This window comes from Streptomyces sp. A1136 (assembly GCF_004795055.1).
Classification (GTDB): Bacteria; Actinomycetota; Actinomycetes; order Streptomycetales; family Streptomycetaceae; genus Streptomyces.
Map to the genome: position 1 here is coordinate 1 of NZ_SSBJ01000035.1, position 23,798 is coordinate 23,798.

Here is a 23,798-nt window from a genome sequence, read left to right on the forward strand (position 1 = left end):
CCGCCCTTCTTGCCGCTATGGGCAGTCGGTGCTACGCGCCCTTGGAGAGGTCCGGGCCGGAGCCCGTCGCCTCGATCGGAGGCATGTCCGGCAGAGCCGTCTTCTCCTCGCCGCGGAAGGTGAACTTGGCTTCCTCGCCCTCACCCTCCACACCCACGACCACGATGTGACCGGGGCGCAGCTCGCCGAAGAGGATCTTCTCCGACAGCAGGTCCTCGATCTCGCGCTGGATGGTCCGGCGCAGCGGGCGCGCACCCATGATCGGGTCGTAACCGCGCTTCGCCAGGAGCTGCTTCGCCTCACCGCTGAGCTCGATGCCCATGTCGCGGTCCTTGAGGCGCTCGTCCACCTTGGCGATCATCAGGTCGACGATCTGGATGATGTCTTCCTGCGTGAGCTGGTGGAAGACGACCGTGTCGTCGACACGGTTCAGGAACTCGGGCCGGAAGTGCTGCTTGAGCTCTTCGTTGACCTTCGCCTTCATCCGGTCGTATCCGGACTTGGTGTCGCCCTGGGCCGCGAAGCCCAGGTTGAAGCCCTTCGAGATGTCCCGCGTACCCAGGTTGGTCGTCATGATGATGACCGTGTTCTTGAAGTCCACGACCCGGCCCTGGGAGTCGGTCAGGCGACCGTCCTCCAGGATCTGGAGAAGGGAATTGAAGATATCCGGGTGCGCCTTCTCGACCTCGTCGAAGAGGACGACGGAGAACGGCTTCCGGCGGACCTTCTCGGTCAGCTGGCCGCCCTCTTCGTAGCCCACGTAGCCGGGGGGCGAACCGAAGAGGCGGGAAACCGTGTGCTTCTCGCTGAACTCCGACATGTCGAGGGAGATCAGCGCGTCCTCGTCGCCGAAGAGGAATTCGGCGAGCGTCTTGGAGAGCTCGGTCTTACCGACACCCGAGGGGCCGGCGAAGATGAACGAGCCACCCGGACGCTTCGGGTCCTTGAGACCCGCACGGGTACGACGGATCGCCTGCGAGAGGGCCTTGATGGCGTCCTTCTGGCCGATGACGCGACGGTGGAGCTCGTCCTCCATGCGCAGGAGTCGCGAGGACTCCTCCTCGGTCAGCTTGAAGACGGGAATGCCGGTCGCGGTCGCGAGGACTTCGGCGATGAGCTCACCGTCGACCTCGGCGACGACGTCCATGTCGCCGGCCTTCCATTCCTTCTCGCGCTTGGCCTTCGCCGCCAGCAGCTGCTTCTCCGAATCACGGAGGGAGGCCGCCTTCTCGAAGTCCTGGGAGTCGATGGCCGACTCCTTGTCCCGACGGACGTTCGCGATCTTCTCGTCGAACTCGCGGAGGTCCGGCGGCGCGGTCATCCGACGGATGCGCATCCGGGAGCCGGCCTCGTCGATCAGGTCGATCGCCTTGTCCGGCAGGAAGCGGTCCGAGATGTAGCGGTCCGCGAGGGTGGCCGCCTGCACGAGGGCCTCGTCCGTGATGGAGACGCGGTGGTGGGCCTCGTAGCGGTCGCGCAGGCCCTTGAGGATCTCGATCGTGTGGGGGAGGGAAGGCTCCGCCACCTGGATCGGCTGGAAACGGCGCTCAAGCGCCGCGTCCTTCTCAAGGTGCTTGCGGTACTCGTCCAGCGTCGTGGCACCGATGGTCTGGAGCTCACCACGGGCCAGCATGGGCTTGAGGATGCTGGCGGCATCGATCGCGCCCTCGGCGGCGCCCGCACCCACGAGGGTGTGGAGCTCGTCGATGAACAGGATGATGTCGCCGCGGGTGCGGATCTCCTTCAGCACCTTCTTGAGGCGCTCCTCGAAGTCACCGCGGTAGCGGGAACCGGCGACCAGGGCGCCCAGGTCGAGGGTGTAGAGGTGCTTGTCCTTGAGGGTCTCGGGCACCTCGCCCTTGACGATGGCCTGGGCCAGGCCCTCGACGACGGCGGTCTTGCCGACGCCGGGCTCGCCGATGAGGACCGGGTTGTTCTTGGTCCGGCGGGACAGCACCTGCATGACCCGCTCGATCTCCTTCTCGCGCCCGATGACCGGGTCGAGCTTGGATTCGCGGGCAGCCTGGGTGAGGTTGCGGCCGAACTGGTCGAGGACGAGCGAGGTCGAGGGGGTCCCCTCGGCCGGGCCGCCTGCCGTGGCCGACTCCTTGCCGCCTCCGGAGTACCCGGAGAGCAGCTGGATGACCTGCTGCCGGACCCTGTTCAGATCGGCGCCCAGCTTCACGAGGACCTGGGCGGCGACGCCCTCGCCCTCGCGGATCAGGCCGAGCAGGATGTGCTCGGTGCCGATGTAGTTGTGGCCGAGCTGGAGGGCCTCTCGGAGCGAGAGCTCCAAGACCTTCTTCGCCCGCGGGGTGAAGGGGATGTGGCCGGACGGGGCCTGCTGCCCCTGACCGATGATCTCCTCAACCTGCTGGCGAACAGCCTCGAGCGAAATCCCGAGGCTCTCCAGGGCCTTAGCGGCGACACCCTCACCCTCGTGGATCAAGCCCAGGAGGATGTGCTCGGTGCCGATGTAGTTGTGGTTGAGCATCCGGGCTTCTTCCTGAGCCAGGACGACAACCCGCCGCGCGCGGTCGGTGAACCTCTCGAACATCGTTTATCGCTCCTCAGAGCGGTCGGGCAGTTCGGGGTCGGTCCCCGCCCTGTCCTTCCGCATGCTAGTCCCGCGGGGCGGGACAGCTCATTCCAACTGCCGACATCCGTCCGCGGCTCACCCCCACGTTCTGTGGGAAACCGGCCGTAAGAGCCGACAACTGCTCCAACCCGATGGTGCGAGACGATGTTCCCGCAGGCCAGGCAGATACCCGTCACACGTGTACGCCGATGGCGAACGGAAGCCCCCTGAAGGCCGTTCACCTCAGCGTGTCGCCCCTATCCACTAGGAATGTCTTACCCCCGCGGGCGAACGTTCCATGCCGATCGGCACGACTCCCTCCGCTACGGGCGAACAGGCTTCCGTCGTCGAATGTGGCACGGAACGCGCCGGATGTTTACGTTCCGCATTCTTCCGTACGCACCGCGTAACCCCGAGTCGTATCCGGAGTTGCTCGGGACATGGCACTCATCGCCGCCGGGAAAGCCCTCGGCCTCACCGCCGTCCCACCGCCCCGGAGCGCGCCCGAGACGGACCCGTACACCGCCTGGTACGCCCGCGTGCCCGGCTGGAGCCTCGTGGGCGCGGCGCCCGCGCGGCTCGCCACCGGGGTCGCCTTCGACGTACTGGAGCTGCCGGCCGACGCGGGGACGCAGGTGCAGCGCCGCCGGGTCGCCACGGGGCCGGTGGCGGTCGAGGGCCACCGGATGCGGTTCCTCGTGGCGCCGGGAAGCGCGGAGGAGCTGGACGGGCTCCTGGACTGGCTGGAATGGGGCGGGGTGGAGCTGGACCTCACCGCGCTCGGCGCGGGTGGCCTGATCACCGCCCCGGCACCTCCCGGGCAGCCCGCCGCGCACGACCCTCGGGGGGCCGCGGTGTGGCTGCGGCCCCCCGAGCAGGGGTGCGAGGCGTCGCTGCCCGCCCTGCCCGGTCCGGGGCGGGGCGGCGGGCCCGATCTCGTACGCCTGGTCGCCGCGGCGGCGACGGAATGCCACCGGGCGCGCCTGCGGCGGCGTAGGACCCCGTCGGGGCGGGCCGGCGCCGTCGGTCAGCCGCGGTTCTCGTAGGCCTCGCGGATCTCGGCGGGGACGCGACCGCGGTCGTTGACCGTGAGCCCCTTCGCCTTCGCCCAGGCACGGATCTCCGCGGTGTCCGGGTTGCCGGACGACGTGGCGGTGCGGCCCTTGGCGCGGCCCGTGGCGGCACGACCGCCGGTGCGGCGGCCGCTCTTGGTGTAAGGGTCGAGCAGGCCGCGGAGCTTTTCAGCGTTGGCGGCGGTGAGGTCGATCTCGTAGGTCTTGCCGTCCAGAGCGAACGTCACGGTCTCGTCCGCCTCGCCACCGTCGAGGTCGTCGACAAGAAGGACCTGAACCTTCTGTGCCACCGGATTTCCTTTCATCGAAAATGCAGTACGCGGAAAGGAAACCGCTTTTGCCGGGAAAACACAAACCCCCGTCGTGAGGTTCAGGACCGTCGCGGAGCGGGAAACGTGCGCGATTCGGACATAGGCCACAGGCGGGCGGAGCCCGTAAAAGCGGCTGCGATCGAGCACCCGCCGATCACGCTCCGATCAGTCACCGATCAGAGGTGCAGAAGCATCCGACTGTTGCCCAAGGTGTTCGGCTTCACTCGTTCGAGACCGAGGAACTCGGCGACGCCCTCGTCATAGGAACGCAGGAGCTCCATGTAGACATCGGTCTCGACCGGAGTCTCCCCGATCTCGACGAAGCCGTGCTTCGCGAAGAAGTCCACTTCGAAGGTGAGGCAGAAAACCCGGCTCACGCCGAGCCGGCGCGCGGTCTCCAACAACTTCGCCAGCACCCGATGCCCGACGCCGGACCCCTTCAGCGCGCGGTCGACCGCGAGAGTGCGCACCTCGGCGAGGTCCTCCCACATCACGTGGAGAGCGCCGCAGCCGACGACCTGGCCGTCGGAGCCGCGTTCCGCGACCCAGAACTCCTGGATGTCCTCGTAAAGGACCACCGGGGCTTTGTCGAGCAGGATGCGCTGCTGCACGTACTGGTCGAGCAGGCGGCGCAGCGCGGGAACATCGCCCGTGCGCGCACGGCGGATCGTGACTGTTTTGGCGTCTTCGGCGGAAAACTCTCCCATGCGGCGACGCTATCGCCCCGGCTCGGGCCGCCGCTCGCCGGTCCGCCCTTCGGCTTCGGGCACTTCCCGGGGGGCCGCCCCGGTGGCTTCGGGCGCTTCGGCGGCGCCGGTTACTTCGGCGGCTCGGACGACTTCCGCGGGTGCCTCGTCGTCGTGGCCGACGATCCGTACGGCGTCCCGGAGGGCTTCCCGCTGTTCCTGGGACATCATGCCGAAGAAGGCCACCAGGGCCGCCGCGGGATTGTCACTGGTCGACCACGCCTCGTTCATCAGTGCGGCCGAGTAGGCGGCGCGGGTGGAGACCGCCGTATAGCGATAGGCGCGGCCTTCGGCTTCCCGCCGCACCCAGCCCTTCTGATGGAGATTGTCCATAACGGTCATGACCGTGGTGTACGCGATGGACCGTTCCTGCTGAAGGTCTTCCAGGACTTCACGAACGGTGACCGGGCGGTTCCACTGCCACACCCGTGTCATCACCGCGTCTTCGAGTTCTCCCAGGGGGCGAGGCACAACAGCACGATAGTGCGGGTTGTGGGGAATTGCCCGACTATTCAGAGGGCAACGCGCGACAAATGTGGGGGCCCCGACGAAGTCGGGGCCCCCACAGGCGTTCTCCGGGTCAGTTCCCGGTCTGCCGGGCCGCCTCGGCGCGGGCGAGAACGGCGTCCACCGCCGCGTCTTCCTTTGCCTTGTTGGCGCCGCCCTGGCTCTTCACGATCGTCCTCACGAGGAAGACGAAGAACACGGCCATCACGAAGGGGGGCACGAGCGCGGAAACGTAGTCCATGCCCACCAGCGTAGCTAGCCGACCGCGCGGCCGTCCGCCGGGGGCGGGGTGGGCTTGCGGCGCGGCGGGAACACCTCACCCGGGGTGGGGACGGGCCGCTCCGGATGCGGCGCCGGCTTCCCGCCCGGCTCCGCGGGACGCTCCGCGGGCTTGGGGGCGGGCTTCTCGGCTGGGCGCCGCGCGGGCCTCTCCGAGGGCTCGGGGGCGGGCCGGGACTCGGGCCGGGACTCGGGGCGCCGCTCCTCCTCGCGGCCCCCGGCCAGGGCCAGCAGGCGGGTCCGGGGCGCGGGCGTGGTGGACAGCCGGCGGCGCACGGAGCGCTCCGCGACCGTCTGGGCCCGCTCCAGCACGGCGGCGGCGACCGGGTTGGCGCGCAGCGCCCGTAGCGCCGCGAGGTCGTCGGGAACGGGTTCGTAACCGGCCGCCAGGGCGTCCTGGAGCAGTTCCAGGTATCCGGGCAGGCTCCCCGGCAGGGCGGCTCGGTAGCGGGCCAGGTCGGCGAGGAGGAACGCTCTGAGCCGTCCCGCCTCCTGCACCGCGTCGTCCACCGACGCCGCGAGGCGCAGGCAGTCCTGGACCTCGCCGGCCGTCAGGGGGGCCGTGGAGAGCTGGAGGGCGTGGGCGAGTGAACGCCTGAGCAGGTGCAGCTCGGCGGCGCTGAACGCCATGCCGCCGCGGGAACCGAAGGGCGTGGGCATGGGCCGAAGATACGCGCTAATCGGACAAAATCCCCCGATGTCGCCTCTTATCGGCGCGCCGTGGGGGCCCGCTCACCCATCGGTTTTGACCGCTTCCAGGAAAGCGGCCCACGCCGCGTGGGTGGTGGCCATCACCAGGTGGGCCGGGTCGGCGCGGTCCGCGACGCGGACCAGGACGCCGGGGGCGGAGGCGACGTACACGCATGCGTCGCCGTCGCCGCAGTAGGACGACTTCTGCCAGGTGAGCCGAGCGGTCGCGGTCATGGTGGTCTCCTCCGCCGGGGAAGGGTTCGGGTGTTTCCCGGTGGGACCGTATCCCCGTCGGACCCCCTTTCCGGCCATTTCCGGGGAAATTCCTGGTCGAGGACGCGATCGGGAGGGCTTTGACGCTTCTCGGGGCGACGGTCGGAGCGGTCTTCGGGGACGGGCGTGCGGCCCGGCCGCGGCCCCGGTGCGGCCCCGGGGGACGGGGCCCGCACCGGGCCGGTTTTCGGGCCGGGGAGGGGGCCGGGGAGGCCGCCGGGCCCGGTCGGCCGGACCTGGTCGGCCGGTCCTGGTCGGGCCGTCGCCGTCCGTCCGGGCCGGCCGGCCGGGTCAGTCGAAGTTCGGCGCGTTGCGCTCGTAGACCAGCCGCAGGCCGATCAGCGTCAGCCACGGCTCGTGCTCGTCTATCGCCGAGGCCTCGCCGAGGACCATCGGGGCCAGGCCGCCCGTCGCGATGACGCGCACGTCGTCCGGGTCGCCGTGCGGGCCGGCCAGCTCCTTGGCCATGCGCGCGACGACGCCGTCCACCTGGCCTGCGAACCCGTACACCACGCCCGACTGCATCGCCTCGACCGTGGACTTGCCGATCACGTTGCGCGGGCGGGCCAGCTCGATCTTGCGCAGCTGGGCGCCGCGGACGCCCAGGGCCTCCATCGAGATCTCGATGCCCGGGGAGATCACGCCGCCCACGTACTCGCCCTTCGCCGACACCGCGTCGAAGGTGGTCGCCGTACCGAAGTCGACCACGATCGCCGGACCGCCGTAGAGCTCGACCGCCGCGACCGCGTTGATGATGCGGTCCGCGCCGACCTCCTTCGGGTTGTCCATCAGGATCGGCACGCCGGTCTTGATGCCGGGCTCCACCAACACCGCCGGGACGTCCCCGTAGTACCGGCGGGTGACCTCGCGGAGCTCGTGCAGCACGGAGGGCACCGTCGAGCAGATGGCGATGCCGTGGATGCCGTCGCCCAGTTCGGTGCCGAGCATCGGGTGCGTGCCCATCAGGCCCTGCATCAGGACGGCCATCTCGTCGGCGGTCCGGCGCGGGTCGGTCGAGATGCGCCAGTGCTCGACGATCTCGTCACCGTCGAACAGGCCCAGGACCGTATGGGTGTTGCCCACGTCGATGGTGAGGAGCATCGGTTACACCGCCTCGCGCAGATCGAGGCCGATGTCGAGGATCGGCGAGGAGTGGGTCAGCGCGCCGACCGCGAGGTAGTCCACGCCGGTGAGGGCGTAGTCGCGGGCGGTGTCCAGGGTGAGCCGGCCCGAGGACTCCAGGGTGGCTCGGCCGGCGACGAGGGCGACCGCCTCGGCCGTCTGGGCCACCGTGAAGTTGTCGAGCAGGATCAGGTCGGCGCCGGCGTCCAGGACCTCGCCGATCTGCTCCAGCGTGTCGACCTCGACCTCGATCGGGACCTCCGGGAAGGCCTCGCGGACGGCCGTGAACGCCTGCGCGACCCCGCCCGCCGCGACGACGTGGTTGTCCTTGACCAGGGCCGCGTCCGAGAGCGACATGCGGTGGTTGACGCCGCCGCCGCAGCGGACCGCGTACTTCTCCAGCGCGCGCAGGCCCGGCGTGGTCTTGCGGGTGTCGCGGACCTTGGCCGTCGTGCCCTCCAGGACGTCGGCCCAGCGACGGGTGGCGGTCGCGATGCCCGACATCCGGCACAGGATGTTCAGCGCGCTGCGCTCGGCGGTCAGCAGGTCGCGGGTGCGGGAGCGCACGGACAGCAGCACCTGCCCGGCCTTGACGGCGTCGCCGTCCTCGGCGTGCCGCTCCACCTCGAACGCCTCGGTGCACACCATCGAGAACACGGCCTCGGCGACGCGCAGACCGGCCACGACGCCGTCCTCGCGGGCGACGAAGTCCGCGACGGCCTCGGCCTCTTCGGGCACGGTGGCGACGGTGGTGACGTCGACCCCGCCGTCGAGGTCCTCGGACAGCGCCATGTGCGCGATGTCCTCGACCTCGATCGGGTCCAGGCCCGCGTCGGTCAACAGCTGGGCCAGCGCCGGGTCGAGGCCGGACTCCTCGCCGTCACCACAGGCACAGTCGTCGCCGCAACCGCCCTCCGACCGGTCCAGGAGGGGGAGTTCTTCGTGCTGGTGGTCGTGCTCGTGCGTGCTCACGCTGACTGCTCCATGCTGTCGTTGACGGTGTCGGTGCCATGGGGGGACCGCTGTACGGACGGGAAGTCCGCGGAGTCGGTGGGGGTGACGACCAGGACCCGCTTCTCGGTCGCCGAGAGCCGTACGACGAGGTGGCGCCGCCAGTTCGCGTCGTCGCGGTCGGGGTGGTCCTCGCGCCAGTGGCAGCCCCGGGTCTCCTCGCGCCGCCGCGCGGCGGCGACCAGGACCCGGGCCACGCACAGCAGGTTGGTGGCCTCCCAGGTGTCGACGCCCGGTTCGGCGGTCTTCCCGTGCGCCTCCAGGTCGCCCAGCGCGGAGGCGTACAGGTCTTCCAGCGCGGCGGCGGCACCGGCGAGGGAGTCGGCGGAGCGCAGGACGCCCGCGCCCTCCGTCATGATGCGCTGGACCTCGTAGCGCGCCCCGGCGGGCTGGAGGGGGCCGGTGGAGGGGACGGGGACGACCGGGCCGCCCACGGCCGACGGGTGGGCGACGATGTCCTCGGCGATGCGCTCGGCGAAGACCAGGCCCTCCAGCAGGGAGTTGGAGGCCAGCCGGTTCGCGCCGTGCACACCGGTGCAGGCGACCTCGCCGCAGGCGTACAGGCCCGGGACGGTGGTGCGGCCGTGCAGGTCGGTGCGCACTCCGCCGGACGCGTAGTGGGCGGCGGGCGCGACCGGGATCGGCTCGGTGACCGGGTCGATGCCATGGGCCCGGCAGGCGGCGAGGATGGTGGGAAAGCGCTGCTCCCACATCTCGGCGCCGAAGTGCCGGGCGTCCAGGTACATGTGGGCGGTGCCCTGCTCCTGCATGCGGCGCGTGATGCCCTTGGCGACGATGTCGCGCGGTGCGAGCTCCGCCAACTCGTGCTGCCCCACCATGAAGCGCACCCCGTCGGCGTCGACGAGGTGGGCGCCCTCACCGCGGACGGCCTCCGACACCAGCGGCTGCTGGCCCTCGGCGTCCGGACCGAGGAACAGCACCGTCGGGTGGAACTGCACGAACTCCAGGTCGGAGACCTCCGCGCCGGCGCGCAGCGCGAGGGCCACACCGTCACCCGTGGAGACGGACGGGTTGGTGGTCGCGGAGAAGACCTGGCCCATGCCGCCGGTCGCGAGGATCACGGCCGGGGCGTGGACTGCGCCGACGCCGTCGTGCTGGCCCTCGCCCATGACGTGCAGGGTGACGCCGGCGGTACGGCCTTCGGCGTCCTGGAGGAGGTCCAGTACGAGCGCGTTCTCGACGGTACGGATGCCGGCCGCGTGGACGGCCTCGACCAGGGCCCGGGAGATCTCCGCGCCCGTCGCGTCGCCGCCCGCGTGCGCGATGCGGCGGCGGTGGTGGCCGCCCTCCCGGGTCAGCTCGATCTCGCCCGTCTCGGCGGAGGTGTCGAAGACGGCGCCGGTCTCGATGAGGCGGCGTACGGCGTCGGGGCCCTCGGTGACCAGCAGCCGTACGGCGGCCTCGTCGCACAGGCCCGCGCCGGCCACCAGGGTGTCGTCCAGGTGCTGCTCGGGGGTGTCGCCCTCGCCGAGGGCGGCCGCGATGCCGCCCTGCGCCCAGCGGGTGGAGCCGTCGTCGAGCCGGGCCTTGGTGACCACGACCGTACGGCGGCCGGCGGCGGCGCAGCGCAGCGCCACCGTCAGGCCCGCCACGCCCGAGCCGACGACCACGACGTCGGCGTCGACGGCCCAGCCGGGGGCGGGGGCGTGCAGCCGTATGCCGGTGCCGGCGGTGCCTGTGCCTGGGGTGCTCACGTGTGTGCTCCGAACTCCAATGGGATGTTGTCGATCAGCCGGGTCGTGCCCACCTTCGCGGCGACGGCCAGGACGGCCTGACCGGTGAAGTCGGGGCCGACCTCGGTGAAGTCCTGCGGGTCCACCAGCGCCAGGTAGTCCAGGACCAGCGGCGGCTCCTGGCGGCCCGCCTCCTCCAGGACGTGCAGGGCGGCCGCCCGGACGGCGTCGGGCAGGCCGGCTCCGGCGGCGGAGACCGCCACCGAGACGGCGTGCGCGTCCGCCGAGGCGCGGATCTCGCCGAGCCGGGCCAGGGCGGTGGCCCGCTGGTCGCTGGCCGGGGAGGCGACGGCGCGGGCGCGCAGCGCCGCCTGCGCGGCGAGCCGGTCCCGGCCGGCGAACAGGGCGCGGGACAGGGCCAGGGCGGTACGGCGCTCGGCGGCGGAGAGGTAGCGGTTGCGGGAGGACAGGGCCAGGCCGTCCTCCTCGCGGACGGTGGGCACGCCCACCACGTCGACCGCGAAGTTGAGGTCGGTGACCATCCGGCGGATCATGGCCAGCTGCTGCGCGTCCTTCTGGCCGAAGAGGGCCAGATCGGGGCGGGTGAGGTGGAGCAGCTTGGCGACGACGGTGAGCATGCCGTCGAAGTGGCCGGGGCGGGTGGCCCCTTCGAGGCGGCCGCCCATGGGGCCGGCGCTGATCCGCACCTGCGGGTCGCCGCCGGGGTAGACCTCGTCGACCGCCGGGGCGAACACGGCGTCCGCGCCCGCCGCCCGGGCGATCTCCAGGTCGGCGTCGAGGGTGCGGGGGTAGCGGTCGAGGTCCTCGTTCGCCCCGAACTGGAGGGGGTTGACGAAGACGGTGACCACGACCTGGCCGGTGGGGCCGGCCAGTTCCCGGGCCGTACGGACCAAGGTGGCGTGGCCGTCGTGCAGGGCCCCCATGGTCATGACGACGGCTCGGCGGCCGGTGCGCGGAAGGCGGTGCAGCGCGTCGGCGGTGTTCAGCAGCAGCGGGTGCTCGGTCATCGGCCGTCGCCCTCGGGGTCGGTTTCGGTGTCGTCGTCGGTTTCGGTTTCCGGGTCGAGGTCGGGATCGGGACCGGTTCGCGGGCCGGGCGCCGGGCCGGCGCCGGGGCGGGCGTCCGTCTCGGTCCCCAGGCGGGCTTCGGTCTCGGTCCCGGCGAGGGCGCCGAGCAGGTCCTCGGCGAGCTCCGCCTTCAGCAGACCGTGCGAGAGGGCGCGGTCGGCGGTGGTGCGGGCCATGGCGAGGTAGCCGGGGACTGCGGCGGGGGCGTGCCTGCGCAGCTCCGCGAGGTGCGCGGCGACCGTACCGGCGTCGCCTCGGGCGACCGGGCCGGTGAGGGCGGAGTCACCGGAGCGCAGGGCGTTGTCGAGCGCCGCGCCCAGGAGCGGGCCGAGCATCCGGTCGGGGTGCTCCACACCGGCCTTCCCCAGCAGCTCCATCGCCTGGGCGACCAGGGTGACCAGGTGGTTCGCGCCGAGGGCGAGGGCGGCGTGGTAGAGCGGACGGTTCTCCTCCGCGATCCACTCCGGTTCCCCGCCCATCTCGATGACCAGGGCCTCGGCGGCGAGCCGCAACTCCTCGGGGGCGGTCACGCCGAAGGAGCAACCCGCCAGGCGCTGTACGTCGACCTCGGTACCGGTGAAGGTCATCGCGGGGTGCAGGGCCAGGGGGAGGGCGCCGGCGCGGCGGGCGGGGTCCAGCACGGCGGTCCCGTAGCGCCCGGAGGTGTGGACGAGGAGCTGACCGGGGCGGATCGCGCCCGTCTCGGCGAGGCCTTCCACGAGGGCGGGCAGGGCGTCGTCCGGGACGGTGAGGAGCACCAGGTCGGCGTGTTCGAGGACCTGCTCGGCGGGGACGAGCGGCACGTCCGGGAGCATCCGTGCGGCCCGGCGGCGGGAGGCGTCGGAGACACCGGAGACGGCGACGGGACGGTGTCCGGCCTGCTGGAGGGCGCGGGCCAGCGCGGGGCCGACGCGGCCGGCGCCGACGACGCCCACGGCGAGCCGGGCAGGGCGGTCGGACGGATCCCGGGGCTCCGTCTGATGGGGTGCGTTCACGCGGGGAAAGCCTTCCGTTCCAGTCCGCGGGGGGTACCGGACGATACGCCGCCATGCTAGCCCCTGGGCGTGTCGGCCGGTCCGACGGCGGCCGGGCGATGATCAGGGCATGACGGATGACGAGGAGCGGACGAAGCGGCTGGTGGCGGCGTGGCGGGGGGCCGACCGGGTCCTGGCCCGGAGCCTGCTGGAGCCGACGCTGGGCGAACTGCTGGCGACCCTGCCGGGACTGGCGGAGAGCGACCCGGACGAGGGCGTCGACGTGTACGGCGACGGGGTCGTGGCCCGGTTGGAGCGGCGTATCGCGGAGCTGCTGGGCATGGAGGACGCGGCGTTCTTCCCGAGCGGGACGATGGCGCAGCAGGTCGCGCTGCGGTGCTGGGCGGGGCGGACCGGGAACCCGGTGGTGGCCCTGCACCCGATGGGCCACCCGGAGCTGTGGGAGGACGGCGCGCTGTCGGTGGTGTCGGGACTGCGGACGGTGTACCCGACGCGGGAGGCGCGGCAGCCGACGGCGCGGGAGGTCACTGAGCTGCCCGAACCCTTCGGCACTCTGATGCTGGAGCTGCCGCTGCGGGAGGCGGGCTTCCTGCTGCCGAGCTGGGAGGAGCTCGTCGCGCTGGTGGAGGCGGGGCGGGAGCGGGACGCGGTGGTGCACTTCGACGGGGCGCGGCTGTGGGAGTCCACCGTGCACTTCGGGCGTCCCCTGTCGGAGATCGCGGGGCTGGCCGACTCGGTGTACGTGTCCCTGTACAAGTCGCTCGGGGGGCTGAGCGGGGCCGCGTTGGCGGGTTCCGCCTCCCTGATCGCCGAGGCCAGGGTGTGGCGGCACCGGTACGGGGGCCAGATCTTCCGGCAGTTCCCGCAGGCCCTGTCGGGGCTGGCCGGACTGGAGCGGGTGCTGCCGGAACTGCCGTCGTACGTGGCCCGGGCGCGGGAGGTGGCGGCGGCGCTCGGGGAGGGCTTCGCGGAGGCGGGGGTGCCGTGGTTCCGGGTGCACCCGGAGGTGCCGCACACACACCAGTTCCAGGTGTGGCTGCCGTACGAGGCGGACCGGCTGACGGACGCGGGTCTGCGGCAGGCGGAGGAGACGGGCCGCGTCCTGTTCCGCCGCTGGTCCCCCGGCGGGCCGCCGGGTGTGTCCATGACAGAACTGGAGATCACCGCCCCGGGCCTGTCCTGGACCCCGGCGGACGTCCGCGAGGCGGTGAGGGAGTTCACCGCCCGCCTGTAGCCCTCCCGACGGCAGGGACCCACCTCCGGGGCCGGGGCCGGCGGGGGCGGGGCGGTTACCCCTTCCCACGCCGCACCGGGGCCCCGCCTCCACCGTGCGGGGCCCCTGACCGGAAACCAGCCGCGCCGGCGTGCCGACCCCGGGCCCCCGCCGCACCCCATGCCGGCGCCGCAGCCGGGGGCCGGCCCCGGGCCCCGCGCCTCAAACGCCGGCGAGGCTGAACCGGCCCGCCCCGGCCACGTAGCCGGCCACGTAGCCGGACCGCACGAGACCCGGGCGGAGCCCAAGCCGGCCCCACCGGCACCTGAGACGCAGGCCCGGCCGGAGCCCACCCCAGCCGCGCCGGCGCTTGAGGCGCGGGCCCGGCCGGAGTCCACCCCAGCCGCGCCGGCGTGCGAGGCGCGGACCAGGGCGGAGACCAGCACTCCAACCCCCGCCACGAAGCCGGCCCACGCCCCATCCGCAGGCGAGATCCGGACGGAGCCCTATCCAGCCCCGCCGGCGCTTGAGGCGCGCGCCCGGGCGGAGCCGGCACTCCAACCCCCGCCGACGCTTGAGGCGCAGGCCCAGCCGAAGGTCACCCCCGCCTCGCCGCGTGCGCCCGGCCGGAGCCCGGAACATCAACCCCGCCGACGCTTGGGGCGCAGCCCTGGCCGGAGGCCGGGACTCCGCCCCCGCCACGAAGCCGACCCACGGCCCAGCCGCAGGCGCGATTCGGGCAGAGCCCAATTCAGCCCCGCCGCCGCTTGAGGCGTAGGCCCGGGCAGAGCCCAATCCAGCCCCGCCGGCGTTTGAGGCGCAGGCCCGGGCGGAGACCGGCACTCCAGCCCCGCCGCCGCTTGAGGCGTAGCCCCGGCCGGAGCCCACCCCAGCCCCGCCGGCGCTTGAGGCGCGGGCCCGGTCGGACGCCGGGGCTTTGGGGGGGTCGCTCGGACGGATCGGTGCGGGGGACGGGGCGGCGGGCGGCCCCGAGAATGGGGCGATGAGCGTCACCATCGACATCGCCGGGCTCCCCGCGGAGCGCATCCGTTTCGCGCCCTCCCCCCTCGCGGAGCTTTGCATGGCCCTGCACGCGCTCTCCCAGCCCGCCCATCACCCCCACCTCGCCTCCTGGGCCTCCACCACCGCCGCCGCCCTCGACCCCTGCCTCGCCGACCGGCTCCTGGAAGCCGACTTCCTCTGGCGCAGCTCCTTCTCCGACATCTTCATGCCCTTCGCCGGAATTCCCGGCGGCTCCGGCCTGCCCGCCGCGACCCTGCCCGAGGAACTCGACGTACTCGACGGCCTCGACGACGAGCGCTTCGTGACGGCGGCCCTCGAACACTGCCGGCTCGCGCTCTACGACGAGGGCGGCGCTCCCTCCCCCCTCAAGGACCCGGCCTCCCGCGCCAGGGTCCTGGAGGCCGCCGCCGCCCGCGGACCGGCGCAGTCGCGGTTCGCGCTGCGGCTGCTGGACGACACCACCGCCGTCCGCGTCCGGCTGCGCCGCCTCCTGGAGGACTGTGACGAGGCGTTCTTCGCGGAGGCCTGGCGGCGGATCGGCCCCCAGCAGGCCGCCGACGCCCGGCACAAGACCGAGGTGCTGCGCCACAAGGGGCTGGCCGCCGCGCTCCGGGAGGTCTCGACGGCGCTCGACGTGGACGCGGCGGGGACCACCATCACCGCCGACAAGATGGTGGACGGCGCCACCACCGCCACCGACCCCCGGGTCGGCGCGGGCCTGGTCTTCGTCCCCACCAACTTCGGCCGGCCCCACCTGATGGTCCTGCACGCCCCCTGCTGGCGTCCGGTGATCCACTACCCCCTCGGTTCGCCGGAACCGGCCTCCGTCCCCGGTTCGGTGGAGCTGCTCCGACTCCGCATGGACGCCCTCGCGCACCCGATGCGGATGCAGTTGTGCCGCAGCCTGGCCAGGGCCCCGCACACCACCGGCGAGTTGGCGACCGTCTGTGGCATATCCGCCCCCGAGGTCTCCCGCCACCTCGCCGCGCTGAAGAGGGCCGGGCTTCTGCACACCCGCCGCCAAGGGCGTTACGTACAGCACCAGTTGGATCTCCCGGCGGTGGCCCGCATCGGCTCGGACCTCATCGAGGGCCTCCTGCGCTGACCCGATCGGACGGTGGCCGGAAAACGACGGCACGCACGCACCGATATCCGGATTTCACAAACCGGAAGCAGTGAAAGGTCTGGCGACGGGGCCGCTTCGCTGCTTAACGTGCGTCCACCGTCCGGCCTCCCCGCGCCCGGCCGCCTCACTCCGACCTGCCTGCCCCACCCCTGCCTGCCTGTACCCGTTGCCGTGAAAGGATCTTCATGCCCTCACGCCGTATAGCCGCAGCCACCGCCGCCCTGACCGCACTCGCCCTTGCCTCCCCCCTGCTGCTCGCCGGCCCCGCCGGTGCCAGCGGCCCGCAGAGCGACGCCGCCCAGGGCGACGCGCTGGCGAGGAAGCTGGTCAAGGAGGCGACGGGCAAGGGCGCCGAGAACCATCTGAAGGTCCTCCAGTCGATCGCCGATTACAACAACGGCACCCGCGTCGCCGGTTCGAAGGGCCACGCGCAGTCCGCCCAGTACGTGGAAGCCGTGATGAAGGCGGCCGGGTACAAGGTCACGAGGAACGCCTTCGACTTCGTGTACGTCGAGACGATCGCCGAGACGCTGAAGGTGAACGGCGCCGCCCCGCGCGACGTCCCGATCAAGCTGATGACGTACACCGCGAGCGGTCCGGCCGACGGTGTCACGGCGCGGCTCGCCGTCGTCCCCGTGGACGCCGACGGCACCAACGGCTGCGAGCCGGCCGACTTCGCCGCCGGCGCCTTCACCGGACGCGTCGCGCTGGTCAAGCGTGGCGGCTGCACCTTCGCCGTCAAGCAGGCCAACGCCGCGGCGGCCGGCGCGGTCGGCGCGATCATCTACAACAACACCGAGGGCGCCCTCAACGGCACCCTGGGCGCCGCCGACGCGGGCAAGGTGCCCACGGGCGGCGTCAGCCAGGCCGAGGGCGAGAAGCTCGCCGCCGAGGCCGCGGCGGGACCGGTCGAGGTCACCCTGGACCTCCGCGAGCTGCGCGAGAACCGCACGACGTACAACGTCATCGCCGAGACGACCGGCGGCGACGAGAACAACACCGTCTTCCTCGGCGCCCACCTCGACTCGGTCGCGGCCGGACCCGGCATCAACGACAACGGCTCCGGCTCGGCCGGCATCCTCCAGGTCGCGCAGCGCCTCGCGAGCAGCCAGAAGAAGATCAAGAACAAGGTCAAGTTCGCCTGGTGGTCTGCGGAGGAGTTCGGCCTGCTCGGCTCCGAGGCGTACGTGGGCGGCCTGACCGACGCGCAGAAGAAGCAGATCCGGCTGTACCTGAACTTCGACATGATCGCCTCGCCGAACGCCGCCTACTTCGTGTACGACGGCGACGACTCGGACAAGGTCGGCTCCGGTCCGGGGCCCGAGGGATCGGCCCAGTTGGAGAAGGGCATCACCGACTTCCTCGACGAGCGGAAGATCCCGCACGAGGGCTCGGACTTCACCGGCCGCTCGGACTACGGCCCGTTCATCGAGGCCGGGATTCCGTCCGGGGGCACGGACACGGGCGCCGAGGGCATCAAGACCGCGGCGCAGGCGGTGAAGTTCGGCGGCCAGGCGGGCGTGGCCTACGACGTGAACTACCACGGCAAGGGCGACACCATCGCCAACATCGACCGCAAGGCCCTCGACATCAACGTCGACGTCATCGCGAACGCGGTCGGCCACTACGCCTACGACCTGGCCCCGCTCGCGCGGCCGGTCGTGCCCGCGCCCGCGGGCGGCGGCGCGGGCGGCAGCGGCGGCGGCCTGCGCGAGGGCCACGACCACGGCGTGACGCGGTAGCCCGGCGCCCCGGCCGGGGTCGGCGCCGGTTGGCGCCGACCCCGGCCGCACGGCACCGCCCCCGCCACCCGGCCTCAGCCCCGCCGCGGCGCCCCGGAGCCGACCAGTCCTTCCAGACCGTCCCACCCTCTCGCACCGCCCGCGCCGACCGCGCCCTCCAGGCCCACCGGCTGGACCAACCACCCGAAATCCCCGAGGCCCCCGCGCGCGGTGAGTTCGGCCGCCTCCCCCGCCGAGGCCAGGGCCCGCACGTACGCCGCCGGGTCCGTCGACGCCAGCGCCAGCGGCGGCCGGGCTCCCGAGACGCCGAGCACGGCCAGCGCCTCTCGTTGCGTGAGCAGCGCCGCGTCCGGTCCCGCGCAGGCGTCCAGGGCGACGTGCGCGGTGATGTCGCAGCCGCCGTCCGGGACCGGCGGGACCTCGCGGCCGCCGCGGAAGCCGGTCAGCGTGCCGTACGGGGGCCTGGCCTCGCGGCTGTGCGCGTAGTCCACCGCCACCGCCAGGCCCCGGTCGAGGGTGGCCACGGCCGCCGCCCAGGCCTCGTCGCGCGGGCGGCCGATCTCCGCCCGGCCCGGGCCCGGCCACCACCGGTCCACCCAGGCGCGGTCCGGGCCCTCCAGCGGGCCGCCCGGGCTCTCCGTACCGTCGGGCGCTACCAGGACGTACCGCCCGTCCTCGGCGACCTCCAGCGGGACGTTGTCCAGCCACTCGTTGGCGAACAGGAGCCCGGTCGTCCCGGAGGGCGGGGCCGCGACCCAGCGGACGCGGGGGTCCAGCCCATCGGGCCGGCCCGCGCGTTCCACGGCGTACGGACGCACCCGCGCCGCCGTCGTCGCCGGCAGGGCGGCGAGCACCCCGGTCAGGAGTTCCCCGCGCCCCGCCCCCACGTCGACCAGGTCCAACCCCTCGGGGCGGCCGAGGGCCTCGTCCACCGCCAGGAGGAGCCGGGCCACGGCGCCCGCGTAGAGCGGGGAGGCGTGCACGGAGGTACGGAAGTGCCCGGCGGGGCCGGGGCCGCGCGGGTCCACGTAGAAGCCGCCCGGCCCGTACAGCGCGGCCTCCATGGCCGTCCGCCACCGGACCGGCCCGATCCCTGCACCCTGAGAGCTCATCCCCCACAGGCTAAGCTCACCCTCCACCTTGGGGAGTACGCCCCCTACGCGCGGATCGCCCCTGTGGTTGACTCCCGCACCTATCTCCTTTGCCTACGCTGGGTTACGTGCAGCGCCTCTACGATTTCCTCCGCAGACACCCGACAGGGGTCGACAGCTTCTGGGCCGTCCTCCTGTGCGGGATCGCGCTGCTGGACCTGGCGTCCGCCGACCACTACAGCACCGTCGAGCGGCTGCTCATCGTCCCCTCGGTGCTCGCGATGGGCCTCGTCATCGCCCTGCGCCGCACCTGGACCCCGCAGATGTTCTGGCTGGCGGTGGGCACGGGCGTCTACCAGCTGGCCGCCGGGGTCGACGTGCACAACGGCGACTTCGCGATGCTGGTCATCCTCTACACGGTGGCCGCCTCGGCCGAGGTCTCGCGCCGGCTGTCGCGCTTCGCGTTCGCCCTCGGGCTGACCGCCGCGCCCCTGTACGCCCTGCGCTTCCACATCGACAAGGGCACCGCCGGGGACAACTTCTTCTTCACCCTCTTTGCCATCGTCCCCTTCGCCCTGGCCTGGGTACTGGGCGACTCCCTGCGCACCCGGCGCGCCTACTACGCGCAGCTCGTCGAGCGGAACCAGCGGTTGGAGAAGGAGCGCGAGGCGCAGGCGAAGGTGGCCGTCGCCGCCGAGCGCGCCCGGATCGCCCGGGAACTGCACGATGTCGTCGCGCACAACGTCTCGGTGATGGTGGTCCAGGCGGACGGCGCCGCCTATGTCATGGACGTGGCACCGGAACAGGCCAAGGAGGCGCTCCAGACCATCTCGGGCACCGGCCGCCAGGCGTTGGCCGAGATGCGGCGGCTGCTGGGCGTGCTGCGCACCGGCGAGCCGCAGGAGTCCGAGGACTACGTGCCGCAACCGGACGTCGAGCAGATCGAGGTCCTGGTCGAGCAGGTGCGCACGGCCGGGCTCGACGTGGACTTCGCCGTGGAGGGCGCGCCGCGCCGGCTGCCGAGCGGGGTGGAGCTGACGGCGTACCGGATCGTGCAGGAGGCGCTGACCAATACGCGCAAGCACGGGGGCCCGGAGGCGAAGGCGAGCGTCCGGCTGGTCTACTTCGACGACGGGCTGGGCCTGTTGGTCGAGGACGACGGGCGGGGCGCGGCCCACGAACTGTACGAGGACGGCGGCGCGGACGGCGCCGGGCACGGACTGATCGGCATGCGGGAGCGCATCGGTATGGTCGGGGGCACGCTGGAGGCCGGCCCACGGCCGGGCGGCGGCTTCCGGATCAGCGCGCTCCTCCCACTCAAGAAGAGGTAGAGGTAACTGATGTCCATCCGCGTGATGCTCGTCGACGACCAGGTGCTGCTGCGCACGGGCTTCCGGATGGTGCTCGCCGCCCAGCCGGATATGGAGGTCGTCGCCGAGGCCGGTGACGGCTTGGAGGCGCTGGAGGTGCTGCGGGCCACCAAGGTGGACGTGGTGCTGATGGACGTCCGGATGCCGAGGCTCGACGGGGTCGAGGCGACGCGGCGCGTCTGCGAGCCCGAGGAACACCCGAAGGTGATCATCCTGACCACCTTCGACCTGGACGAGTACGCCTTCTCGGGCCTCAAGGCGGGCGCGAGCGGCTTCATGCTCAAGGACGTCCCGCCGGCGGAGCTGCTGGCGGCGATCCGCTCGGTGCACAGCGGCGACGCGGTGGTGGCGCCGTCGACGACGCGGCGGCTGCTGGACCGGTTCGCGCCGATGCTGCCGTCCACCTCGCAGGAACCGGGCAACAAGGAGATCGAGCGGCTGACCGAGCGGGAGCGGGAGGTGATGCTGCTGGTGGCGCAGGGCCTGTCGAACGGCGAGATCGCGGCCCGCCTGGTCCTGTCGGAGGCGACGGTGAAGACGCACGTGGGCCGCATCCTCACGAAGCTGGGCCTGCGCGACCGCGTCCAAGTGGTGGTCCTGGCCTACGAATCCGGCCTGGTCCGCGCCGGCGGCACCCCTTCCGCCTGACGCCGACGCCTGCCGTTCGGGCCGGGCCGGCGGAGGCGGTGCGGTGGGTCCGCGCACCCCGCGGGACCCGGTCCGCGCCGCGACGCGCCGCGGACCGGTCATGCCGTCAGGTCATCCAGCGGTCCGGGCGGGCCGACGCGCGAGAGGTGCGGGAACGGTCCGCCTGGGCGTAGAGGAGGGCGGTGGCCTCCGCCGTCGGCCGCAGTCGGGCCGTCACCGTGTGGTTGGCCCCGGTGTCGACGTGGACGTCGGCCACGCCGTGGGCCCGCTTCCAAGGCCCCCGGGTGAGCCGGACGCTCTGCACCTTCGCGTGCGGGACGATCTCCGTACGGCGGCACAGGAGCCCCCGCCGGGCGGCGAACACCGCCTCGGAGACGGCCACCCCGTAGCCCCTCCACCACACCGGGACCACCCACCGCCCGCCGGACCGCGGGGCGGGGGCGAAGCGCAGGGCCGCGAGGTCGACGCCCGGCAGCACCCGCGCGATGACCTCGTACGCGGCGGCCCGCGCGGCCACCGGCACCAGGACGTCGTTCTTCGAGCCCGCCACGGCCAGCTCCACCCGCACCCAGCCGCGCCACCGCCACAGCAGCGGCTCGACGATCCGTACGGTCTGCACCCGCCCGGGCGGCACCGTCTCGTGCACCCGGTCCGCCAGGCCGTGGTCGAGCCGCAACCCGTCGGGGGACTCCGCGACCGTCCAGTCGTACTCGGTGAGGAACCGGCCCGCGCTGCTGCTCCAGGCCCAGCCGAGCAACGGCAGCAAGGCGGCGGCGGCCGCCCAGGGGTTGGCGCTGAACCACCACACCACCACCGGCACCAGCAGCCCGCCGACGACCGCGGCGAGCACCCCCAGGCTCAGCAGCAAGGAGGCCAGCAGCTCGCGCGGCCCCACCCGCAGCAGCGCGCGCTCCGGCGCCTCGCCGAGCGCGACCGCCTCGGCCGGGGCGAAACCCGCCGCCCGCGCCAGGAGTTCGGCGCGCAGCGCGGCGGCGTCCTTCTCCGCCAGGTACGCCAACTCGTCCTTGTCGTCGGTACCGATGACGTCGATCCGCAGCTTCGCGACACCGGCGAGGCGGGCCAGCAGCGGCCGGGTGACGTCCACCGCCTGGACCCGGTCGAGCCGGATGTGGGCGGTGCGGCGGAAGAGCAGCCCGCTGCGGATGCGCAGCTCGGTGTCGGTGACCGCGTAATGGGTGAACCACCAGCTCAGCAGGCCGTACGTACCGAACACGAGGAGCAGGGCGACAAGGACCAGGAAGCGGAACGACACGGGCAGCTCCGTGATCCACTCCTCGGCGCGGTCGCCCTGCTGCGCGACCACGCCGATGATCGCCGCTATCGGTACCCAGGCGCGCAGCAGCGGGGTCAGCGGGTGCAGCCGCCGCTCGTAGGCGGACGCCGCCGCGGCCGCGGCCCCCAAGGCGGCGGGGACCCCCACCACCTCCGGCACGCCGCCCACGGCCTTCGCCGGCCCGGCCGCCCCCGAAGCCCCGGCGCCGCCGGCGCCTTCCCCGCCCGTCGGGCTCACAGGCCCGCCGACCTTGCCTCGCCCAGCTCGGTCAGCCGGTCGCGCAACCGCTCGGCCTCCCCCGGGGCCAGCCCGGGGATCTTCGCGTCGGTCGCCGCGGCCGCCGTGTGCAGCTGTACGGAGGCCAGTCCGAAGCGCCGCTCCAGCGGCCCCGAGGTCACCTCCACCAGCTGCATCCGCCCGTACGGCACCACCGTCTGGGCCTGCCACAGCACCCCCCGGCTGATCAGCAGGTCATCGACCCGCTCCGCGTACCGCCACGACCGCCAGTTCCGCCCGAGCAGCACCCAGCCCCACGCCAGGGCCCCGAGCCACAGCGCCCCGCAGAGCGCCCACGCCGGGCCGGCCGCCAGCGCCAGTACGACACCGGTCACCGCGGCGAGGAGCAGCGCCCAGAACACCAGCAGCAGTCGGCGGAGCCTGAGCAGGCCGCCCGGCAGTCCCACCCAGTCGGGGAAGCTCGTCTCACCCGTTGTCCCGATTTCCATGGGCACAGCGTAGGGCTGAGACAATGCGGCCATGACGGAGACCACGGTCGGCATCGGCGGAGCGGCGGAGAGCACCGACATGGTGCTCAACATCGGACCGCAGCACCCTTCCACGCACGGCGTCCTGCGCCTGCGCCTCGTCCTGGACGGCGAGCGCATCGTCAGCGCCGAGCCGGTGGTCGGCTACATGCACCGGGGTGCCGAGAAGCTCTTCGAGGCCCGGGACTACCGGCAGATCGTGATGCTGGCCAACCGCCACGACTGGCTGTCCGCGTTCTCGAACGAGCTCGGCGTGGTCATGGCCGTCGAGCGGATGCTGGGCATGGAGGTCCCCGAGCGGGCCGTGTGGATGCGGACCCTGCTCGCCGAGCTGAACCGGGTGCTGAACCACCTGATGTTCCTCGGGTCGTACCCGCTCGAACTGGGCGGGATCACCCCGATCTTCCACGCGTTCCGTGAGCGCGAGGAGCTCCAGGCCGTCATGGAGGAGATCTCCGGCGGCCGGATGCACTACATGTTCAACCGGGTCGGCGGCCTCAAGGAGGACCTGCCGGCCGGCTGGCTCGGCCGGGCCCGCGCCGCCATCGCCGACGTCCGGACCCGTATGGACGTCTACGACAAGCTGGTCCACGGCAACGAGATCTTCCGCGGTCGCACGCGCGGGGTGGGCGTGCTGTCGGCGGAGGCCGTGCACGCGTACGGGGTCTCCGGCCCGATCGCCCGCGCCTCCGGCGTCGACTTCGACCTGCGCCGCGACGAGCCGTACCTGGCCTACGGCGAGCTCCAGGACGTCCTCAAGGTGATCACCCGCACCGAGGGCGACTGCCTGGCCCGCTTCGAGGTCCTGCTCGACCAGACGCACAACGCCCTCGACCTCGCCGAGGCCTGCCTGGACCGGATGGCGGAGCTGGCGCCCGGGCCGGTCAACCAGCGGCTGCCGAAGGTCCTGAAGGCGCCCGAGGGGAGCACGTACGCCTGGACCGAGAACCCCCTCGGCATCAACGGCTACTACCTCGTCTCGAAGGGCGAGAAGACCCCGTACCGGCTCAAGCTGCGTTCGGCCTCCTTCAACAACATCCAGGCGCTGGCGGTGCTGCTCCCCGGGCAGTTGGTCGCGGACATGGTGGCGATCCTCGGATCGCTGTTCTTCGTGGTCGGCGACATCGACAAGTAGCGGGGCCGCCGCCGACGGGGCGGCT

At 72.8% G+C, this 23,798-nt stretch carries 22 protein-coding genes; 7 read left to right on the forward strand and 15 right to left on the reverse strand.

Translation table 11 applies throughout. The features are described from left to right. Positions 1-31 precede the first annotated feature (31 nt). The gene (locus E6R62_RS28475) at positions 32-2,557 is read right to left on the reverse strand and encodes an ATP-dependent Clp protease ATP-binding subunit (protein WP_136216357.1); all 2,526 of its coding nucleotides are present in this window, start codon (positions 2,555-2,557) and stop codon (positions 32-34) included. A 461-nt stretch (positions 2,558-3,018) separates the two neighbouring features. Between E6R62_RS28475 and E6R62_RS28485 the strand changes: the two genes are divergently transcribed. Beyond that, the gene (locus E6R62_RS28485) at positions 3,019-3,624 is read left to right on the forward strand and encodes an SCO3374 family protein (protein ID WP_136216358.1); all 606 of its coding nucleotides are present in this window, start codon (positions 3,019-3,021) and stop codon (positions 3,622-3,624) included. On the opposite strand, the gene E6R62_RS28490 is transcribed toward E6R62_RS28485, so the two are convergent. The 11 genes from E6R62_RS28490 to E6R62_RS28535 form a co-directional block, all read right to left on the reverse strand. After that, on the reverse strand, positions 3,606-3,941 hold the full coding sequence (locus E6R62_RS28490; protein WP_136216359.1) for an Lsr2 family protein: 336 nt from the start codon (positions 3,939-3,941) through the stop codon (positions 3,606-3,608). The genes E6R62_RS28485 and E6R62_RS28490 overlap by 19 nt on opposite strands. A gap of 197 nt (positions 3,942-4,138) precedes the next feature. Continuing rightward, complete coding sequence (locus E6R62_RS28495) at positions 4,139-4,669, reverse strand: amino-acid N-acetyltransferase (protein WP_136216360.1); 531 nt, start codon at positions 4,667-4,669, stop codon at positions 4,139-4,141. Positions 4,670-4,678: 9 nt separating this feature from the next. Further along, positions 4,679-5,179 (reverse strand): BlaI/MecI/CopY family transcriptional regulator, encoded by a 501-nt coding sequence (locus E6R62_RS28500; protein ID WP_136216361.1) that lies wholly within the window; start codon positions 5,177-5,179, stop codon positions 4,679-4,681. 109 nt (positions 5,180-5,288) lie between these two features. Then, the gene (locus E6R62_RS39830) at positions 5,289-5,456 is read right to left on the reverse strand and encodes a hypothetical protein (RefSeq protein WP_168714208.1); all 168 of its coding nucleotides are present in this window, start codon (positions 5,454-5,456) and stop codon (positions 5,289-5,291) included. A 14-nt stretch (positions 5,457-5,470) separates the two neighbouring features. Then, a complete protein-coding gene (locus E6R62_RS28505) occupies positions 5,471-6,154 on the reverse strand; it encodes a hypothetical protein (RefSeq protein WP_240801962.1) in 684 nt (227 codons plus the stop codon). A gap of 72 nt (positions 6,155-6,226) precedes the next feature. Beyond that, positions 6,227-6,418, reverse strand: a complete 192-nt coding sequence (locus E6R62_RS28510; protein WP_136216362.1) for a DUF397 domain-containing protein — start codon at positions 6,416-6,418, stop codon at positions 6,227-6,229. 330 nt (positions 6,419-6,748) lie between these two features. Beyond that, entirely contained in the window at positions 6,749-7,558 is an 810-nt protein-coding gene (locus E6R62_RS28515; RefSeq protein ID WP_136216363.1) for a type III pantothenate kinase, read from the reverse strand. 3 nt (positions 7,559-7,561) lie between these two features. Continuing rightward, entirely contained in the window at positions 7,562-8,551 is a 990-nt protein-coding gene (gene nadC / locus E6R62_RS28520) for a carboxylating nicotinate-nucleotide diphosphorylase (protein WP_136216364.1), read from the reverse strand. Next, positions 8,548-10,305 (reverse strand): L-aspartate oxidase, encoded by a 1,758-nt coding sequence (locus tag E6R62_RS28525; RefSeq protein ID WP_136216365.1) that lies wholly within the window; start codon positions 10,303-10,305, stop codon positions 8,548-8,550. Before E6R62_RS28525 ends, nadC begins: the two co-directional genes overlap by 4 nt. Beyond that, complete coding sequence (gene panC, locus E6R62_RS28530) at positions 10,302-11,312, reverse strand: pantoate--beta-alanine ligase (RefSeq protein ID WP_136216366.1); 1,011 nt, start codon at positions 11,310-11,312, stop codon at positions 10,302-10,304. Before panC ends, E6R62_RS28525 begins: the two co-directional genes overlap by 4 nt. Then, a complete protein-coding gene (locus E6R62_RS28535) occupies positions 11,309-12,367 on the reverse strand; it encodes a Rossmann-like and DUF2520 domain-containing protein (protein ID WP_136216367.1) in 1,059 nt (352 codons plus the stop codon). The genes panC and E6R62_RS28535 overlap by 4 nt, the downstream gene beginning before the upstream one ends. Positions 12,368-12,476: 109 nt before the next feature. Between E6R62_RS28535 and E6R62_RS28540 the strand changes: the two genes are divergently transcribed. The 3 genes from E6R62_RS28540 (at position 12,477) to E6R62_RS28550 (ending at position 17,471) form a co-directional block, all read left to right on the forward strand. Then, entirely contained in the window at positions 12,477-13,601 is a 1,125-nt protein-coding gene (locus E6R62_RS28540; RefSeq protein ID WP_136216368.1) for a low specificity L-threonine aldolase, read from the forward strand. 982 nt (positions 13,602-14,583) lie between these two features. Further along, entirely contained in the window at positions 14,584-15,708 is a 1,125-nt protein-coding gene (locus tag E6R62_RS28545) for a DUF5937 family protein (RefSeq protein WP_136216369.1), read from the forward strand. 206 nt (positions 15,709-15,914) lie between these two features. Continuing rightward, positions 15,915-17,471: a M28 family metallopeptidase gene (locus E6R62_RS28550; protein WP_136216370.1), complete on the forward strand. Its 1,557-nt coding sequence runs from the start codon at positions 15,915-15,917 to the stop codon at positions 17,469-17,471. A 74-nt stretch (positions 17,472-17,545) separates the two neighbouring features. Here E6R62_RS28550 and E6R62_RS28555 read toward each other — a convergent pair whose 3' ends face one another. Beyond that, positions 17,546-18,583 carry an SAM-dependent methyltransferase gene (locus tag E6R62_RS28555; RefSeq protein ID WP_136216371.1) on the reverse strand — a complete coding sequence of 346 codons (1,038 nt, stop codon included), beginning with the start codon at positions 18,581-18,583 and terminating at the stop codon, positions 17,546-17,548. 107 nt (positions 18,584-18,690) lie between these two features. On the opposite strand from E6R62_RS28555, the gene E6R62_RS28560 reads away from it, so the two are divergent. After that, the gene (locus tag E6R62_RS28560) at positions 18,691-19,893 is read left to right on the forward strand and encodes a sensor histidine kinase (RefSeq protein WP_136216372.1); all 1,203 of its coding nucleotides are present in this window, start codon (positions 18,691-18,693) and stop codon (positions 19,891-19,893) included. A 9-nt stretch (positions 19,894-19,902) separates the two neighbouring features. Then, positions 19,903-20,580 (forward strand): response regulator transcription factor, encoded by a 678-nt coding sequence (locus E6R62_RS28565; protein ID WP_136216373.1) that lies wholly within the window; start codon positions 19,903-19,905, stop codon positions 20,578-20,580. A gap of 106 nt (positions 20,581-20,686) precedes the next feature. Here the strand turns inward: E6R62_RS28565 and E6R62_RS28570 are convergent, their stop codons facing one another. Then, a complete protein-coding gene (locus E6R62_RS28570) occupies positions 20,687-22,021 on the reverse strand; it encodes a PH domain-containing protein (RefSeq protein ID WP_206308872.1) in 1,335 nt (444 codons plus the stop codon). Positions 22,022-22,107: 86 nt separating this feature from the next. Continuing rightward, complete coding sequence (locus E6R62_RS28575; protein ID WP_136216374.1) at positions 22,108-22,599, reverse strand: PH domain-containing protein; 492 nt, start codon at positions 22,597-22,599, stop codon at positions 22,108-22,110. A 31-nt stretch (positions 22,600-22,630) separates the two neighbouring features. Here E6R62_RS28575 and E6R62_RS28580 point away from each other — a divergent pair, with 31 nt between their 5' ends. Then, on the forward strand, positions 22,631-23,773 hold the full coding sequence (locus E6R62_RS28580; RefSeq protein ID WP_136216375.1) for an NADH-quinone oxidoreductase subunit D: 1,143 nt from the start codon (positions 22,631-22,633) through the stop codon (positions 23,771-23,773). Positions 23,774-23,798 lie beyond the last annotated feature (25 nt).